This window comes from Salinicola socius (assembly GCF_001937195.1).
Classification (GTDB): Bacteria; Pseudomonadota; Gammaproteobacteria; order Pseudomonadales; family Halomonadaceae; genus Salinicola; species Salinicola socius.
This window is the reverse complement of sequence record NZ_MSDO01000009.1, coordinates 38191-56193: the sequence shown is the minus strand read 5'-3', so window position 1 is coordinate 56193 and position 18003 is coordinate 38191. Positions and strand designations below refer to the sequence as shown.

15 protein-coding genes are annotated in these 18003 nt (G+C 59.0%); 6 read left to right on the top strand and 9 right to left on the bottom strand.

What is annotated here, in order from left to right:
- Positions 1-69: 69 nt before the first annotated feature.
- From BTW07_RS07370 to BTW07_RS07355, 4 genes are all read right to left on the bottom strand, one after another.
- On the bottom strand, positions 70-546 hold the full coding sequence (locus BTW07_RS07370) for an NYN domain-containing protein (RefSeq protein WP_075569529.1): 477 nt from the start codon (positions 544-546) through the stop codon (positions 70-72).
- A 109-nt stretch (positions 547-655) separates the two neighbouring features.
- Positions 656-1687 (bottom strand): methionine synthase, encoded by a 1032-nt coding sequence (locus BTW07_RS07365; protein WP_075569528.1) that lies wholly within the window; start codon positions 1685-1687, stop codon positions 656-658.
- Between the two features lie 81 nt (positions 1688-1768).
- Positions 1769-2752: a DUF1852 domain-containing protein gene (locus tag BTW07_RS07360; RefSeq protein ID WP_075569527.1), complete on the bottom strand. Its 984-nt coding sequence runs from the start codon at positions 2750-2752 to the stop codon at positions 1769-1771.
- A gap of 228 nt (positions 2753-2980) precedes the next feature.
- Entirely contained in the window at positions 2981-3871 is an 891-nt protein-coding gene (locus BTW07_RS07355; protein WP_075569526.1) for a LysR family transcriptional regulator, read from the bottom strand.
- 172 nt (positions 3872-4043) lie between these two features.
- Here BTW07_RS07355 and BTW07_RS07350 point away from each other — a divergent pair, with 172 nt between their 5' ends.
- Complete coding sequence (locus BTW07_RS07350) at positions 4044-4775, top strand: SDR family oxidoreductase (protein ID WP_208605384.1); 732 nt, start codon at positions 4044-4046, stop codon at positions 4773-4775.
- A gap of 125 nt (positions 4776-4900) precedes the next feature.
- On the opposite strand, the gene BTW07_RS07345 is transcribed toward BTW07_RS07350, so the two are convergent.
- Positions 4901-5416, bottom strand: a complete 516-nt coding sequence (locus tag BTW07_RS07345) for a peptidase associated/transthyretin-like domain-containing protein (RefSeq protein ID WP_075569525.1) — start codon at positions 5414-5416, stop codon at positions 4901-4903.
- 608 nt (positions 5417-6024) lie between these two features.
- Between BTW07_RS07345 and BTW07_RS07340 the strand changes: the two genes are divergently transcribed.
- Entirely contained in the window at positions 6025-7707 is a 1683-nt protein-coding gene (locus tag BTW07_RS07340) for an AIPR family protein (protein ID WP_075569524.1), read from the top strand.
- A 165-nt stretch (positions 7708-7872) separates the two neighbouring features.
- Here BTW07_RS07340 and guaA read toward each other — a convergent pair whose 3' ends face one another.
- Both guaA and guaB read right to left on the bottom strand, forming a co-directional pair.
- Positions 7873-9447, bottom strand: a complete 1575-nt coding sequence (gene guaA, locus BTW07_RS07335; RefSeq protein WP_075569523.1) for a glutamine-hydrolyzing GMP synthase — start codon at positions 9445-9447, stop codon at positions 7873-7875.
- A gap of 130 nt (positions 9448-9577) precedes the next feature.
- Positions 9578-11047: an IMP dehydrogenase gene (guaB, locus tag BTW07_RS07330; protein WP_075569522.1), complete on the bottom strand. Its 1470-nt coding sequence runs from the start codon at positions 11045-11047 to the stop codon at positions 9578-9580.
- Positions 11048-11388: 341 nt separating this feature from the next.
- On the opposite strand from guaB, the gene xseA reads away from it, so the two are divergent.
- The 3 genes from xseA to BTW07_RS07315 all read left to right on the top strand — a co-directional run bounded on the left by xseA (position 11389) and on the right by BTW07_RS07315 (position 14438).
- Positions 11389-12795: an exodeoxyribonuclease VII large subunit gene (xseA, locus tag BTW07_RS07325; protein WP_075569521.1), complete on the top strand. Its 1407-nt coding sequence runs from the start codon at positions 11389-11391 to the stop codon at positions 12793-12795.
- Positions 12796-12942: 147 nt separating this feature from the next.
- Entirely contained in the window at positions 12943-13197 is a 255-nt protein-coding gene (locus tag BTW07_RS07320; RefSeq protein ID WP_075569520.1) for a type II toxin-antitoxin system Y4mF family antitoxin, read from the top strand.
- Complete coding sequence (locus BTW07_RS07315; RefSeq protein WP_075569519.1) at positions 13194-14438, top strand: type II toxin-antitoxin system HipA family toxin; 1245 nt, start codon at positions 13194-13196, stop codon at positions 14436-14438. Before BTW07_RS07320 ends, BTW07_RS07315 begins: the two co-directional genes overlap by 4 nt.
- A 141-nt stretch (positions 14439-14579) precedes the next feature.
- Here the strand turns inward: BTW07_RS07315 and BTW07_RS07310 are convergent, their stop codons facing one another.
- Positions 14580-15395 (bottom strand): NAD(P)H-dependent oxidoreductase, encoded by an 816-nt coding sequence (locus BTW07_RS07310; protein WP_075569518.1) that lies wholly within the window; start codon positions 15393-15395, stop codon positions 14580-14582.
- Positions 15396-15507: 112 nt separating this feature from the next.
- Between BTW07_RS07310 and BTW07_RS07305 the strand changes: the two genes are divergently transcribed.
- Complete coding sequence (locus tag BTW07_RS07305; protein WP_075569517.1) at positions 15508-16437, top strand: LysR family transcriptional regulator; 930 nt, start codon at positions 15508-15510, stop codon at positions 16435-16437.
- A 76-nt stretch (positions 16438-16513) separates the two neighbouring features.
- Here the strand turns inward: BTW07_RS07305 and glrR are convergent, their stop codons facing one another.
- Positions 16514-17893, bottom strand: coding sequence for a two-component system response regulator GlrR (gene glrR, locus BTW07_RS07300; RefSeq protein ID WP_075569728.1), 1380 nt, complete (start codon positions 17891-17893; stop codon positions 16514-16516).
- Positions 17894-18003 lie beyond the last annotated feature (110 nt).

Here is an 18003-nt window from a genome sequence, read left to right as displayed (position 1 = left end):
CCAAGTATCGGCCGTCAAAGGGATTTTCTTGATAAGGGTAATTTAGGAACCGAGCACCACGCGGCCGTATCACCCCAGCAGCAGGTCGCCTTCGATGGGTATGAACTGGCTCGCGGCGTTGATGAGGGAGTGGGCGGTGAGCCGGGGCACGCCGTAGACCTCGACGCGCTTGCCGTGCACCTCGCGAATCTTCCTCGCCAGCAGGTCGAAGTCGCCATCGCCGGAGACCAGCACGATCACATCCGCCTGGACCGCGTAATCGATGGCATCGAGCGTGATGCCCACGTCCCAGTCGCCCTTGGCGGAGCCATCCGCACGCTGGATGAATGGCTTCAGCTTCACCTCGAAACCGATCGTTCGCAGCGTGTTCTGAAAGCCGCGCTGTTTGGCGTCGCCCTTGTCGGTGGCATAACAGCGCGCGGTCAGCACCTCGCGGTTCGCGGTCACCTTCGCCCAGAACCGGCGATAGTCGAACTGTTTGGCGTAAACATCGCGCACGGTGTAGTAGACGTTCTGGGTGTCGACGAAGATGGCAACGGTGGTCATGGTAAAGGGATTCCCGGAAACGCTTGAAGGCCGGTGCCGGCAACGTTTTGCCAACCACCGGCCAGGGTCTTGATGACCACCGCCGCGTCTTTCGCCGTTTGGAACCCTGCTATCGAGCCGCGAGCTCCTTCCGAACGATCTCCGCGCCAGCACTCAGAGCGCTGAGCTTGCCTTGGGCCACCCGGCGAGACAAGGGCGTCATGCCGCAGTTGGTGCAGGGGTAGAGCTTGTCGGCATCGACGAACTTGAGCGCCTTGCGCAGGGTCTCGGCGACCTCTTCCGGGGTTTCGATGGTGTTGGTGGCCACGTCGATCGCCCCGACCATCACTTTCTTGCCTCGAATGAGTTCGATCAGCTCCATCGGCACATGGGAGTTCTGGCATTCCAGCGAGACGATATCGATGTTCGACGCTTGCAGCTTGGGGAAGATCTCTTCGTACTGGCGCCACTCCGAGCCCAGAGTCTTCTTCCAGTCGGTATTGGCCTTGATGCCATAGCCATAGCAGATATGCACGGCGGTCTCGCACTCGACGCCTTCGATGGCTTTTTCCAGCGCGGCGATGCCCCAGTCGTTCACCTCGTCGAAGAAGACGTTGAAGGCGGGCTCATCGAACTGAATGATGTCCACGCCGGCGGCGGCGAGATCGCGGGCTTCCTGGTTGAGAATCCTGGCGAACTCCCAGGCCAGTTTTTCGCGGCTTTTATAGTGACCATCATAGAGCGTATCTACCATGGTCATCGGGCCCGGCAGCGCCCACTTGATGGGTTGGTCGGTTTGCTGACGTAGAAACTTGGCATCTTCGACAAAAACCGGCTTGACGCGAGAGACCGCACCGACGACTGACGGCACACTCGCATCGTAGCGATCACGGATCTTGACGGTTTCACGTTTTTCGAAATCGACGCCGCTCAAGTGCTCGATGAAGGTGGTGACAAAGTGCTGACGGGTCTGTTCGCCGTCACTGACGATATCGATACCGGCCCGCTGCTGATCGTGCAGGGAGACCCGCAGCGCATCCTGCTTGCCCTCGGCCAGCTCCTCGTCCTGCAGTTTCCACGGCGACCAGAGCGTCTCGGGCTGGGCCAGCCAGGCGGGCTTGGGCAGGCTACCGGCCGTCGACGTGGGCAACAAAGTCTTCATGCAAAAATGACCTTAATAACGGGTTGATCAAAGAATGTCGTTGTAACGGGTTGACCAAAAAGAGTCGTTGGAACGGGTTAATCAAGGGGAATAATCGGCCGACCACTGCTCGAGCACATGGCGGTAGGGCTTGATGAAGTGCCGCTCGGTGAACTTGCCCTGCTCGACGGCGAGCTGGCTGCGCTCTTCGCGATCGTAGACGATGCGCGTCAGCGAGTAGTCCTGATGCTCGAGGCTCGGCTGGTAGATCTTGCCGGCCACCGAATTGGCGTTGTAGATCTCGGGACGATAGATCTTCTGGAACGTCTCCATGGTGCTGATGGCGCTGATCAGTTCGAGATCGCTGTAATCGGCCAGCAGATCGCCGGAGAAGTAGAACGCCAGCGGCGCGACGGCATGCGGCGGCATGAAGTAGCGCACCTGCAGGCCCATCTTGCCGAAGTAGAAGTCCGTCAGCGAGGACTCATCGTTTTCGTACTCCACGCCCAGCACCGGGTGGCGATTGTCGGTCTGGCGGTAGACCTTGCTGCTGGAGACGCTGAGACAGATGACCGGCGCCTTGCTGAAGGAAGCCCGGTACGCATCGGAGTCGACGAAGCGCTTGAACAGCTTGCCGTGCAGATCGCCAAACCCCTCCGGGATGCCGAATTCGGAACGATCCCGGTTGTGCTCCGACAGCCAGACGCTGAAGTCGTAGTCGCGCACGTAGGAGGAGAAGTTGTTCCCTACCATGCCCGGAATACGCTTGCCGGTCTGCTTGTCGATGATCGTCGTTTTCAGCATCTCGATCGCCGGGAAGGTGTCGTCCTCATCCTCGGCCCCCACGCTCAGCTCGCCGGTGATGATGTCGAGCTCGACGGCGTAGCGATCCGCCTTGGGGTTGTCCCAATGCGCCAGCGCGTTGAAACGGTTGTCGATCATCGTCAGGGTATTGCGCAGATTCTCCTCTCGACGCTCCCCTCTTGCCAGGTTGGCGAAGTTGGTGGTCGTGCGCGTGTTCTCGGCCGGACGGTAATGCTCGTCGAACCGGATGCTCTTGATGTCGAAACTGAACTGGCTGTTCATCGCTAACCCGTACCCTGGTCAAGCAGACAATCGATTCATTTACCGGCATTCACGTAAGAGCGAGTTCGCGCGATTCCTACGTGCCCAGGGATAAACGTCATCGTGTCTGAGTATCGAAAAATGATGGGTACTTTATGCCAGAGTGAAAAGATGAGGAAAAGTGATTTAGCCTCACCAGAACATGAGGCAGACTCATGATGTGATTGGAAGCCAGGGTCGTCGTGCCGTCTATCGATACTCGCGAACGTGATCGATCAGGGCGCGAAGCCTAGACGTGACGGTGCGGCGGCTCGGATAGTAGAGATAGAAGCCGGCGAAAGGCGGCAGCCACTCATCCAGGATCGTGATCAGTTCGCCGCGCTCGATATAGGGTCGAAACGTCTCTTCCATCCCGAATGTGATGCCGCCGCCAGCAAGCGATGTCCGGATCATCCACAGCATGTCGTTGGTGGTCACCTGCGGCTCGACCGCCACGTCAAACGCCCTGCCGTCGCCTTCGAACTCCCATCGATACGGCGCCGTTTCAGGTAGCGGACGCCAACCGATGCAGCGGTGATAGACCAACTCCTGCGGACGCGCCGGCTGACCGTGGCGGGCCAGATAGTTCGGCGAAGCGACGGCGACCTGACGCTGTTCCCCGGTCAGCGGGACGGCAACCATATCCTGCTCGATCACCTCCCCAAGTCTGATTCCCGCGTCGAACCCGCCCGCGACGATATCGAACTCCTCGTCGGTCACCGTCACATCCAGCGTGACGCGGGGATACTTCTCGACAAAATCAGCGATCAGCGGCCCCGACAGAAACCGCTCCGCAATCGACGTCGCCGTGACCTTCAGCATGCCGTGGGGCGATTCGGGTGAATCCAGCGTGGCCTCCAGCACGGCCGTGAGTTCCGCCAGCGGAGTGGAAACCGCCTGTAGCAACCGCTCGCCCTCTTGCGTCAGCCGAACACTACGCGTGGTCCGGTTGAAGAGCGGCCTTTCCAACGCGCTTTCGAGGCGCCGGACACCCTGGCTCACGGCGGAGCGCGTCACACCCAGCCGGTCGGCGGCGGCGCGGAAGTTTCCCGCTTCTGCCACAGCGACGAACATCGTCAGGAGATTGAGATCATTGTTCATTGGTAAATTCTGCTAACCGATGTGTCCAGCGTTCAGCATATTCTGTTCAACAGTCTCGCGCCCTATCTTGTTGCTCACCGGAGCCGAACGAGAGTTCGCTCCAGAGTTCGGTTCAAAGCTCATTCCAGAGCTCATTACAGAGCGCATTCCAGAGACAACAGGAGAGAAGACCATGAGCATGAAAGGCAAAATCGTCTTGATCACGGGTGCCAGCAGCGGAATCGGTGAGGGTATCGCCCGCGAACTGGCCGCCGCCGGGGCCAGCGTTTTGCTGGGCGCGCGCCGCGTCGACAAACTCGAGCAGATCGCGGCGGACATTCGCGAAAACGGCGGTACCGTGGAAGTGCGCGCACTGGACGTCACGGATCGACACGCCATGGCCGCGTTCGCCCAAACTGCGCTGGATCATTGGGGGCGTATCGACGTGCTGGTGAACAACGCCGGCATCATGCCGCTCTCGCCGCTTTCCGCTGGCAAGTTCGACGAATGGGAGCGCATGGTCGACGTCAACATCAAGGGCGTGCTGTGGGGAATCGGCGCCGTGCTGCCGGTAATGGAGCGTCAGGCCGAGGGCCAGATCATCAACATCGGCTCCATCGGCGCCCTACAGGCCGTACCCACCGGCGCGGTCTACTGCGGCACCAAGTTCGCGGTCCGTGCGATCTCCGATGGATTGCGCCAGGAGAGTTCGAATATTCGCGTGACCTGCGTCAACCCCGGCGTCGTCGCCAGCGACCTGGCCGCGACCATCACCCACGACGAAACCGCCGCGTTCATGGACGACTATCGTGCCATCGCCCTGCAACCGGTCGACATCGCCCGCGCCGTCCGACAGCTCATCGAAGCGCCGGCCAGCGTCGATACCACCGAGATCACCATTCGCCCGACGGCATCGGCGAATTGAGTCGACGCACGCTAAGCATAGAGAGGCATTCGGCTTTCTTGGGAATGGATGGGCTGATGGGAGTGAATGGGCTGATGGGAGTGGAGAGAGAGGATCAGGCCGGGCAAGCGCCCGGCCTGTGAAGGTCAGATCTGTCCGATCTTGACCAGCTTGTCTTTCATGTCGGCGCTCACGTCTTCCATCATGACCAGGTTGAGTGACTGACTCTCACCCTCGATCGATACTGCATCACCGAGGTCAGCGTTGATCTCATCCGGGGATAACGTGTACATCCCGCCGCTGAACGGGTCGACGACCAACCAGCCGATAAGGCCACCGAACAGGATGTTACCGCCGATGTACCAGCCGTTTGCCGACGCGGTCAGCTCCATCTCGCGCGTCTGGTATCCCGGCTTGTCGATCTCGACGTGATAGGTCTTCCCGCCGAAGTAACTGCCATCGGACTTCTTCAGCGTCACGGTGGTGGGCGTCGTGCCAACGAATATCTGTTTGGCCGTCTCGTCGGTGATGACGACCGCCGCGTCGGAGGGCGAGCTGCTGATCGTCAGGCTCTGATCGCTGTCGCCAACAATGGAAGCACAACCGGTCAGGCTGAGCGCAGCGCAGGTGCCCATTAGGGCGGCAAGGGTCTTGAAGCTCATTAATCTACGTTCTCTTGAAGTACAGGTAGGCTCTTGAAGGCCTTCGGAAACACACCGCACGTTCTCTCACGATGCAAGTGTCTGTCTAATAACGACATTCCGCCACACTTCTTTAATCGTTAAACGAAAATCATGATACCGGACGCCTGAAATCAGCCCGTTCGGATTTCGTCTCGCCTATGAGCAAGCCCAGCGCAGTGCTGCCCAAATCGAGCGTAAAGGCAAGGGCAGATCATCAACAGTGATTCCACCATCGCGTTGCCCACGGCTTGTTAAATTCCAGTAGAGAAAGGGACCGGGGTGCTGATCTCGACTCTAAACCATGGATTCCCGAATAACCCCGCAGACTGGATCAGGGTACCGACTCCGCAGATATCGAAGGCAGGCATATGATATATTTGAATCCACTATGGCATTCCTGGACCCCAGCGCTGATATGAGATAATGAGTTAGGTGATGCATTGTGCAGCTAGATATCTTTTATTCAGAATGAAGTAAAGCTAAAAATTCAACCCGCCCGGCGCACTGAAAAACCATTGTTGACGTAACAGACCTTAGCTGATATTAAATATATTCGCTCAACACATTTTCAAAAAAGAGCCTAAACAATGAAACCGTCAGAATTAAAGCAAGAGATTTTTCACGAAAAACATTTAAAATACTATAACACTCGGTCTAGTGACTTTTCAGGAAGGTTTTTAAAATGGTTCCTAGAAAACATCTTGAGGTTAGATGAATTTGAAACTGACGATGCATGTGTTGATGCAAAGCACGACAAAGGCATTGACGCCATATATTTAGACAATGTCGCAGAAATTGTCTACATCATTCAATCCAAAACCAAGCAAAACGATCGCGCAACTCTAGGTGATACAGATTTAAAAAGCTTTATTGGAGCTCTCAAGCAGTTCGACGTGCCTGAGTATATCAATCAAATGGTCACCGAAACTAAAAACCCACGATTAAAACAGGCCTTGATTAGGAATCAAGTTGCCGAGAAAGTGGATTCCGGCTATGACATAGTTGGAATATTTATATCCAATGCGGCAGCCAATTCTGATGCGCAACAGTATATTAGCAAAGCTGAAGGACTCGAACTTTATGATGCCGTTAGGATAGCAAATGAATATGTCGATCTTGAAATCGATGGTGGTGTATCGCAGGAGTTCATGTTCGACGTATCTGATAGTGATGTAATTACGTATAATGCGGGTGGCGCCTCGACTAAAATATTTTTAGCCCCAGCATTAAATCTTGTTAAGATGTCGGGAATATCGGATGGAAAATTGTTTGAGCAAAATGTAAGGCTTTCCTTAGGCAATACCAAGGTAAACAAAGGCTTAAAAAAGAGCATATCTTTAAAGAGGGAACATTGTAACTTCCCACTGTATCACAATGGCATTAACGTGCTGTGCAAAAACATACTGTCTTCGGACAGTCAAGCTATAACGGTATCGGATTATGTGGTCGTAAATGGTGCTCAGAGCCTTTCCTCATTGCTATCCGAAAAGTCTAAGATAACAGATGATCTAAAAATTCTAGTCAAACTTATTGAAGTCAAGGGCGACACCGCCTTATCTCAACGGATAACACAAAACAGCAACAATCAAAACGCTATTAAAGCACGAGACCTCAAGTCAAATCACAACTTACAACAAAGATTAAAAACTGAAGTAGATCGATCATCTGACGCCCAAATTGCTTATGAAATAAAGCAAGGCGAAAACAACCGTGGCAAAGAGGTAATTCCTAACGAATACGCAGGCTTGATACTCCTTGCCTTAGACTTAGGACAACCATGGAGCTGCCATCAAAAATATAAAATCATGGACGAACTTCATGCAGACATATTTGGCAGGCCTAATGTTACGGGAGAGCGCGTAATCGCTCTATGGAAGAGCTTTGAATCTGTACAACCAGCACTTAAACATATTGAAAATAGATCATTTGCAAACTACAAACTTGCACAATATTTTTTAGCTTATTCCGTGATAACCATTATCAAATCTGCCCCTTATGGCGCAAGATTACTAGACAACCTTAAACTAATCGTGTCATCTGGCAAACTTGACGAGTTTGTGAATGGTTTCCAAGAACTGGCTATTGCTGCTGCTAACGATTTAAATGCTGAACTGGCAATCGAAGATGATGAAAATTTCGATTATAAAAATGATCTAAAAAGCCAAAAATGGGCAAAAGCAACGTCTGCCAAAATACTTGCTCAGTATAATAAGGATGTAATTCGGAAGAAAGCAGAACCCATTGAAGAAATGTTTCGTGGAATCATATAACATTTGATGGAAAAATTATATTTTCAGCCTCAACTGGTAAATCTTACTAGAGAGGAAGTCAACTGCAATTGATATTTTTAGTTACGCGAAATACTTCGTTAGTCAATGCAGTGAAACAAAAGCCCGCCAATTGGCGGGCTTTTCATTCGGCAGGTTGGTAAAGCCTCATTCCCACTCAATCGTTGCCGGCGGCTTACTGCTAACGTCATAGGTCACGCGCGACACGCCGCTGATCTCGTTGATGATGCGGTTGGAGACCTTTTCGAGCAACTCATACGGCAGGTGGGCCCAGCGTGCAGTCATGAAGTCGATGGTTTCGACGGCGCGAATGGCGATGACCCATTCGTAGCGGCGGCCGTCGCCGACGACACCGACTGACTTCACCGGGAGAAACACGGCGAACGCCTGGCTGGTCTTGTGGTACCAGTCGAAGTTGTGCAGTTCCTCGATGAAGATGGCATCGGCTTCCCGGAGAATGTCGGCGTACTCCTTCTTCACCTCACCCAGAATGCGCACGCCGAGGCCCGGCCCCGGGAAGGGGTGACGATAGACCATGTCGTAGGGCAGGCCGAGTTCGAGGCCGAGCTTGCGCACTTCGTCCTTGAACAGTTCCCGCAGCGGTTCGACCAGCTTGAGCTTCATGGTCTCCGGCAGGCCACCGACGTTGTGGTGCGACTTGATCACGTGGGCCTTGCCGGTCTTGCTGGCGGCGGATTCGATCACGTCCGGGTAGATGGTGCCCTGGGCGAGAAATTCGACGCCGTCGATCTTGGCGGCTTCACGGTCGAACACGTCGATGAAGGTGTTGCCGATGATCTTGCGCTTGGCTTCGGGGTCATTCTCCCCTTTCAGCTTGCCCAGGAACTCGTCTTCCGCATCGACACGGATCACCTTGACGCCCATGTGCTGGCCAAAGGTTTCCATCACCTGGTCGCCTTCCTGCTTGCGCAGCAGGCCGTTATCGACGAATACGCAGGTGAGCTGCGTGCCGATCGCCTTGTGCAGCAGCGCCGCAACCACGGAAGAGTCCACCCCACCGGAGAGACCGAGCAGCACGTGGCGATCACCGACCTGTTCGCGGACGCGCTCGGTGAGGTCTTCGATGATCTGCGCCGGGGTCCAGAGCTTTTCCGCCTGGCAGATATCCAGCACGAAGCGCTCGAGGATGCGCTGACCCTGCAGGGTGTGGGTCACTTCCGGGTGGAACTGCACACCGTAGAAGCGCTTTTCCGGCCAGGTCATGGCAGCGATCGGGCAGCTCGGCGTGGAGGCGGTGACGGTGAATTCCGCCGGGGCGCGGGCGACCTTGTCGCCGTGGCTCATCCACACGTCCAGCAGTGCCCCGCCGTCGTGATCGACATGATCCTTGATACCGCCGAGCAGGTCGTCTTCCGAGGCGACGCTGATCTGGGCATAACCGAACTCGCGCTTGTTGGAGCCTTCGGTGGCGCCGCCGAGCTGTTCGGCCATGGTCTGCATGCCGTAGCAGATGCCGAAGACCGGCAGACCCATCTCGAACACGCATGCCGGCGCCCGCGGCGAGCCCAGCTCGGAGACCGATTCCGGCCCACCGGAGAGAATGATGCCGTTGGGATTGTATTCGCGGATCTCTTCTTCGGTGATATCGAAGGCGCGGATCTCGGAGAACACGCCGATCTCGCGCACGCGGCGGGCGATCAGCTGCGTGTACTGGGAGCCGAAGTCGAGGATCAGGATCTTGTGCGAATGGATGTCGGTCATGAAGGGGCCACCGCCGTAAGGGTTTCAATTGCCGAGACAAAAGCACGGCCGGAAAAGAATGAAGAGGAAAGAGCGAAGAGGAAAGATGCACTTCCCACTTCTCCCTTCCCTCTTCCGACTAACGGGTCAATCAAGCGCCGCGATAATTCGGCGCTTCCTTGGTGATCTGCACATCGTGTACATGCGACTCGGTAATGCCCGCACCGGTGATCTTGACGAACTCCGGCAGCGTGCGCATCTCGTCGATGTTGTGGCAGCCGGTGTAGCCCATGGAGGCGCGCAGGCCGCCCATCATCTGGTGAACGATGGCGCTCATCTGGCCCTTGTAGGGCACGCGGCCTTCGATCCCTTCCGGCACCAGCTTCTCGACGCCTTCATCCTTGCTCTGGAAGTAGCGATCCGAGGAGCCCTGGGTCTGGGACATCGCGCCCATGGAGCCCATGCCGCGATAGGCCTTGTAGGTGCGGCCCTGGAACAGTTCGACTTCACCCGGTGCTTCCTCGGTGCCGGCGAGCATGCTGCCGAGCATGACAGTGCTGGCGCCGGCGACGATCGCCTTGGCGATATCACCGGAGTAGCGCACGCCGCCATCGGCGATCAGCGGGATGTCGAACGGCTTGAGCGCTTCGGCGACGTTGGCGACGGCGGTGATCTGCAGCACGCCGACACCGGTGACGACGCGGGTGGTGCAGATGGAGCCGGGGCCGATACCGACCTTGACCGCGTCAGCGCCGGCTTCGGCCAATGCCACGGCAGCGTCGCCGGTGGCAATGTTGCCGCCGATCACCTGCAGCTCCGGGTAGTGTTCCTTGACCCAGCGCACGCGATCGATGACGCCCTTGGAGTGACCGTGGGCGGTATCGACGACCAGCACGTCGACGCCGGCTTCGACCAGCGCGGCGATACGGTCCGGGGTTTCCGGGCCGGTGCCGACGGCGGCGCCGACCAGCAGGCGGCCATCGGCGTCCTTGGCGGCCATCGGGTAGGTGCGGGCTTTTTCGATGTCACGCACGGTGACCAGGCCGCGCAGGTGGAAGTCCTTGTCGACGACCAGGATCTTCTCGATGCGGTTTTCCTGCAGCTTGGTCTTGATCACGTCGAGCGAGGTGCCTTCCGGCACGGTGACCAGCTTTTCACGCGGGGTCATGATCGCTTCGACGCTGTCGCTGTAATCCGGCTGGAAGCGCATGTCGCGCCCGGTGACGAGCCCGACCAGGGTCTCGCCCTCGACGACCGGGAAGCCGGAATAGCCGTACTCCTTGGCCATCTCCAGCAGATCCTGCAGCTTGGCGTTGGGGCCCACGGTGACCGGGTCCTTGACGATAACGCTCTCGTGCTTCTTGACCTTGCGGACCTCGGCGGCCTGCTGGGTGATCGACATGCTCTTGTGGATGATGCCGATACCGCCTTCCTGCGCCATGGCAATCGCCAGACGCGCTTCGGTCACGGTATCCATGGCCGAAGAGAGCAGCGGGATGTTCAGGGTCAGGTTGCGGGTCAGGCGGGATTTGAGGTCGACGTCTCTGGGCAGGACATCCGAGTAGCGGGGTACGAGTAATACGTCGTCGAACGTAAGAGCTTCTTGCGCTATACGTAGCATGGTCGGAAACCCAATTGGCAGGTGGTGGGGAGCCTGTGACAGCCTGCGGCACCGCGATGGTCTTGAAGGTGAATGCCCTGGGACAAGCCTTGGAGACCGTTCTTGCAGTGTGGACTCGGCAATGAACCGGGAGCCGCGAAAAGTTAATCGCGCATTATAGTCGCTTGGCCGTTGCCTCTCAATGGCAAGCGTCGGTTGCGGGTTCGATCGGTGCTGTATTCGACCGGCGCCGTTTTTGACCAGCAACGCTTCTGATCAGCATCGTTTCTGACCAGCACCAGGGCCCCCGGCTTCGTGCTAGGCTTTCGACCATTCATCACCGCTTCCTTTCGGGTCAGCCCATGCCTGCGTTCACCTCACCGTCGCCACAGGCGATCTCCGTCAGCGATCTCAACCGCCAGGCCCGCCAGATGCTGGAGCGCGGCTTCGGCGACTGCTGGGTCGAGGGTGAGATTTCGGGGCTGGCGCGGCCCGCCTCCGGCCACATTTACTTCAGCCTGAAAGACGCCAAGGCCCAGCTCAAGTGTGCGTTCTTCCGCAACCGGGCGAGCCTGTCGCGCACGCCGCTGAAGGATGGCGACCGGATCAAGGTTCGCGGACGGGTGTCGATCTTCGAGCCGCGCGGCGATTACCAGTTGATCGTCGATGCCGTTCAGCCCAGCGGCGAAGGCGAGTTGATGGCGGCCTACGAACGCCTGAAGCAGCAGCTGAGCGGCGAAGGCGTGTTCGCCAACGCCCGGCCGCTGCCCTACCCGCCCCGCCATCTGGCGCTGATCACCTCCCCCACCGGCGCGGCGATTCGCGATGTACTGGCGGTGCTGCAGGCGCGCTGGCCGATGGTTCGCGTCAGCGTGTTTCCGTCCGTGGTTCAGGGGCGCGAGGCACCGCCGGCGCTGATTCGCGCGCTGGCGCTGATCAATCGTCAGGCGCGAAAGGATGCCGAGACTCACAAAGACGTGGAGACTCACAACGACATCGGGCGCCCGGCGATCGATCCCTTCGATGCGATCCTGATCACCCGCGGCGGCGGCAGTCTGGAAGACCTGTGGGCATTCAACGACGAACACTTGGTGCGGGCGATCTTCCACTCCAGGCTGCCGGTGATGGCCGCCATCGGCCACGAAGTCGACGTGACCCTGGCCGAGTTCGCCGCCGACGTGCGCGCGCCGACGCCCTCCGCCGCCGCCGAACGGCTGGTGCCGGACCGCCGCGATCTCGAGGCGACGCTGAATCAGCAGCGGAGAAGGCTCCATCAGGCGTGGCGCGGGCGCTTCAACGCCGAATCCCAGCGGCTCGATCATCTGCGCGCCCGGCTGCGCCACCCCGGCGAACGCCTCGCCCAGCAGCGCCAGCATCTGGCGGCGCTGGATCGGCGGCTGCAACTGGCGATGCGCCAGCGTCTGCAGCGGGATCGCCAGCGGCTCGATGCCACCAACCGACGCTTCACCTTGCACGACCCCAGCCGCACGCTGCGCCAGTCGCGGGAACGGATCGACCAGCTTCGCCAGCGGCTCGACACCGCTCAGCGTCGTCGGCTGCACCAGGAACGCCAGAACCTGCAGGGAATCGCGCGTGAGCTCAACGCCGTCAGCCCGCTGGCCGTGCTGGGCCGAGGCTACTCGATCCTGCAGGACGATAGTGGCCAGGTCGTCCGCGCCGTCAGCCAGACCCAGCCCGGCCAGATGCTGACGGCCCGCCTCGGCGAAGGCCGTTTGAAGCTGGAAGTGAAGCGGCGGCTGAAGCGCTGAAGCAGGCCAGAATCAGAAAGTTACCGCTCGGGAATAAATCGGCTTTGAATCGCCAATCTTCGCTGGAAATTACCGATCGGTAATCTTTTGGCGTATCATTGTTTGAGAAACGCTATTATTACCGTTCGGTAACTTCGGGAGACCACCATGGCTCGAACGGAAAAATCCCCCTCCCTACCCCAAACCGTTCGCTCGACCGAAGCAATCGGTGAGATCGTTCAACAATTGCGCCGGGAACAGAAGCTGCTCCAAGCCGATTTGGCGGGGTTAGCGGGCACGGGTAACCGGTTCGTCGTCGACCTGGAGAAAGGCAAACCGACACTTCAGATGCAGAAGGTGCTCGATGTCCTCGATCTGATGGGGCTGGAAGTGTCCATTCGACGCAAAGGTAGCGCCGAATGAGTGTGCGATCGCTGGATCTCTACGCGGCAGAGTCGCAAGTCGGCACTCTCTTCGACGAGCAACCACTACGGTTTTGCTATGCCCAGAGCTGGATCGACGACGGTGGCCTGTCACTGGCGCCAGGGTTGCCAGCCGAGGTCCCGATGCACGCAGGCACTGGCGTCGAATCGTTCTTCGAAAATCTATTGCCGGAAGGTCGACTACGCGAATTTCTGGAGCAGCAAAGGCACGCTACCACGCTCTTCGGGCTGCTGGATGCCGTGGGCGGCGATACCGCCAGCGGCTTCTCTCTGCAGCCATCGGGGGTGCGACCGAAAGCAGTCCGATATCGGCAGACCACCTGGGACGAATTGGCTCGCAGCCTTGCCAACGGAGAGCCCACACTGAGCAGCTTCGAAGGGACAGACGCGCGTCTATCCCTGGCCGGCGCCCAAAATAAACGCCTGTTGATGGTGAAAGAGGGTATCCCCTATCTACCCGAGGGCTCCTCCCCTTCCAGTCATATCCTCAAACCGGACATCCGCACGTTCGATAGCGTCTGGGCCTCGGCGCTGAACGAAACGTTTGGCCAACAGCTGGCCAAAGAACTGGGATTAGGGGCAGCCGAAGCTGTCTATCAACCGGAAACGCAGGCTTGTCTCATCACTCGCTACGATCGTATATGGGATGACAAAGGCGAGCTGCGCCGCCTGCATCAACTGGATTTCTGCCAGCTCGCCGGGGTCCGATCGGACGTCAAGTATGAAAGCGATGGTGGCCCCGGTCTCGCCCGTTGTCGAGAGTTGCTGAAGCGAGCAGAGGTTCCCCTGACCGACCATCAGCGCTTCATTCGTTGGGTTTTCTTCAACCTGCTGATCGGCAACCACGATAGTCACGCCAAGAATCTGTCCGTGCTGTTTACGACTGAAGGCCCTCGCCTGGCGCCGTTTTACGATCTGATGGGCACGAATCTTTATTCAGGCCTGGCTCGGCGGTTCGCGTTCAGCCTGGGGGGCGAGAACCGACCAGGCCAGATTGGCCGCCAACAGCTTGATGCCTGCGCCGAAGAGCTTGAGCTGCAGCCGCGCTATTTCCGACAACAAGGTCTCGCGCTTGCCGAGTCCATGCCAGATGCCGTCGAGCGGGTCAGCGTTCGGCTGGCGCTTGTTGCCCGCCAAGGCACCGAGCAAACGCTGATCGAACGCCTCAGCCATCACATTCTAGGTCAAGTGAAGCGTGCCAGAGCGAGGTGGGTGTCATAAACGCTGAAGACACGACATCGGATGAATCTGTAGCGCCCCAAAAGCCACTGCCGAAGGCCTGAAGAGGCCATGGTGGGGAATCTGGTTACCGGGGCCGTAACGATAATGGCAATTCTGCTTTCGCGGCCACGCCATCCTCCTTCATACACCCTGTACCAGCCGCTCCTCGGGGTCTCCCGGCTGCAAGAGATGGATGCGCGTCCCGCCTTCACCCTGGCCAAGGCCCGGTTTGAGACGCTGATCGGTGTCGTAATGCCCGCCGTTCTGACGCCGAAACGCGATGGGCGCATCGCTGAACAGCCGATCGAGACGACGCTTGAGATCGACCGCTATCTGCTGCCAGCCGGCTTCGTCGAGCCGGTCGCTCTGATACACCGGAAAGGGCGGCATCACCTCCATTCCGGGGTAGTAAAGCGTGCCGTGATGGATCGGCCACAGGATCTCTTCCAGGCTGCCATTGACGCCGCGATCGCTGTAGTGCGGCGCGCGCCCGCCAATCGGCAGGATCAGCATCGCCCGCCGTCCGGCCAATACGCCCTCGCCATAACGATCGCCCCACCGTTCCCCGCCGTGTTCGCCGACGCCATAGGCAAACCCGAAAGCGAACACACGATCGACCCATCCCTTGAGAATCGCGGGCATGCCGAACCACCACAGCGGGAAGCTGAACAGAACGGCATCGGCCCACAGCAGCTTGCGCTGCTCGGCGGCGATATCCAGGGTCTGCGTCTCTGACGCATAGGCATGGCGGGATTCGGCGATATAGCGCAATCGATCCGGGTCGACCGTCTCGATGAAGTCCTTGCGATCGGCGATCGCTTTCCACTGCATGGCATAGAGATCCGAAACCTGCACCTCGTGCCCCTGCGCCTGCAGAATTTCCAGTGACAGATCCTTCAATGCGCTGGTCAGAGACTGAGGCTCGGGGTGGGCATGGACGATCAGAATATGACTCATGGGCCGGTTCCTCATTGTGGCAATGATCGGGGAATGATCACGTTCGGCCATGATCTTGACGTGTCGTCTGGTATTGTAGAAATCGGATATTTTATGTCTTGGTATAAATACAATGGATATTGATCGACTCGATCTGAACCTGCTGGTGACCCTCGACACGCTGCTGGTCGAACGCAATGTCAGTCGTGCCGCCAAGCGACTGCATCTTAGCCAACCGGCCCTTTCTACCCGTTTGACCCGATTGCGAGAATTATTGGGGGACCCGCTGTTGCTGCCTGCCCAGCGCGGCATGATCCCGACCCAGCGGGCACTCGAGCTCCAGGCACCACTGCACGCCGCCCTCGAAGGCGTGCGACAGGTCATCGCTGACACCAGCCCTTTCGAACCGGCCACGGCCAAGGCTACGGTCGCCATCGCCGCCAGTGACTATGTGCAGTACTCGGTGCTGATGCCGTTGGCGCTGGCCTTGAGTCGCGAAGCCCCGGGGATCCGCATTGCGTGGCGAACGATAGATACGGCGACCCTCGATGCGCAGATGGCTCGCGGCGAGGTCGATCTGGCCCTGACGACGCCCGGGACGGCGCCGGAAACCTTGCGCATGCGCACGCTCTATCGCGAGGCGTACGTGGCCATCGTTCGTCCCGACCACCCGGCCTTGCCGGGCCCCCTCGATCTCGACACCTTTTGCCGACTGGACCACGTCATCGTTTCGCCGGAAGGCGGCGGCTTTCATGGCCCCGTGGACGATGCGCTGGCCGCCGTCGGCCTGCGTCGCCGGGTGGCCCTGTCGGCGCCGGGGTTTCTGGTGGTGCCGGAGATCGTTGCGCGCAGCGACATGATCGCTCTGGTCCCTACTCGAGTCGCCAACGACCGCGTCGGTCGGGTGCGGCTTCTTGACCCGCCGCTCCCCGTTCCCGGTTTCGACATGGCCATGGTCTGGCATGACCGCACCACGACTCACCCGCTGCACCGATGGCTGCGTCAGCGGATTATCGAGCTGGTTCCCCGTACCCCGGGCGAGGCGGGTACGGACGCGATATAGCATTCGCTTCCCCGGCGACATAAAAAACCCGATCCGGCAGCACTTGCCGGATCGGGTCATTGTCAATTGGCAGCGGTCAGCCTGCCGGATCCGGCATCGCGCTCGGCTTGAAGGTGCTGGGGTCCAGATCGTGACGCGACAGCAGCTTGTAGAAGTCAGTGCGGTTTCGTCCGGCGATGCGCGCCGCCTGGGTGACGTTGCCTTCGGTGATCTTGAGCACCTTGATCAGGTAGCTGCGCTCGAAACCCGCACGCGCCTCGCTGAACGAGGGCAGTGCGTTCTCCTCGGCGACCAGCGCCTGGGAGACCAGCGCTTCCGGGATCATCGGGGTGCTGGTCAGGGCGACGCACTGCTCGACCACGTTGACCAGTTGGCGCACGTTACCCGGCCAGCCGCTGGAGGCGAGCAGATTGAGCGCTTCCGGCGAGAAGCCTTTGACGAACGGCTTATGCCGCGCCGAGACCTGGGCCACGATGTGCTTGGCGAGCAGGGGGATGTCTTCGGCGCGATCTCTCAACGGCGGCAGCTTGAGGTTGACCACGTTGAGGCGATAGTAGAGATCCTCGCGGAAGTCGCCTTCGTGCATGGCGCGGTCGAGATCGCGATGGGTGGCGGAAATGATCCGGACATCGATCGGAAACGACTTGGTACTGCCCAGCGGGCGAACCTGACGCTCCTGCAGTACGCGCAGCAGCTTGACCTGCAGCGGCAGCGGCATATCGCCGATCTCGTCCAGGAACAGCGTGCCGCCATCGGCCGCCAGAAACAGCCCGTCATGCTGACTCACGGCGCCGGTGAAGGCGCCGCGGGCATGACCGAACAGTTCGCTTTCCAGCAGCTGTTCCGGCAGTGCGCCGCAGTTGATGGCGACGAAGGGCTTGTCGGCGCGCGGGCTGGCCTGATGCATGGCATTGGCCAGCAGTTCCTTGCCGCTCCCGCTGGGGCCGGTCAGCAGCACGCTGACGTCCGAAGCGGCGACCATGTAGGCCTGCTCGAGAATGCGCTCCATCTGCGGGCTGCGGGTGATGATCTTCGAACGCCACGCTTCACCGCCCTCGCCACGCGTGGTCGGCGTCTGCTTGAGCGCTTCGTCGATCGCTTCGAACAGCTCATCGCGATCGATCGGCTTGGTCAAGAAGCTGAACACACCCTGGCGCGTCGCGCTGACGGCATCCGGAATCGAACCGTGGGCGGTGAGAATGATTACCGGAATGCCCGGCACGCGGCGCTGCAACTCATGGAACAGCGCCAGGCCGTCCATCTCGTCCATGCGCAGATCGGACAGCACCAGGTCCGGCGCGGTCTCTTCGATATGGGTCAGCGCTTCGCGGCCGCTTTCGGCCGTGGTGACCCGAAAGCCGCGGCTTTCCAGACGCATGCCCAGCAACTTGAGCAGGCTGGTATCGTCGTCGACCAGCAGGATATGGGCCGCGTTACTGCGCTTGCCTGGCTGCATGGCCGGCGTTCTGACCGGTCGGGTCTTGGGAGCTTCTGTATTCAGGGACATCGAATGGGCACCTCCTGCCACCGCTTCGCCTTGTCGTTGCCGATTGAAGGGTTGTCACG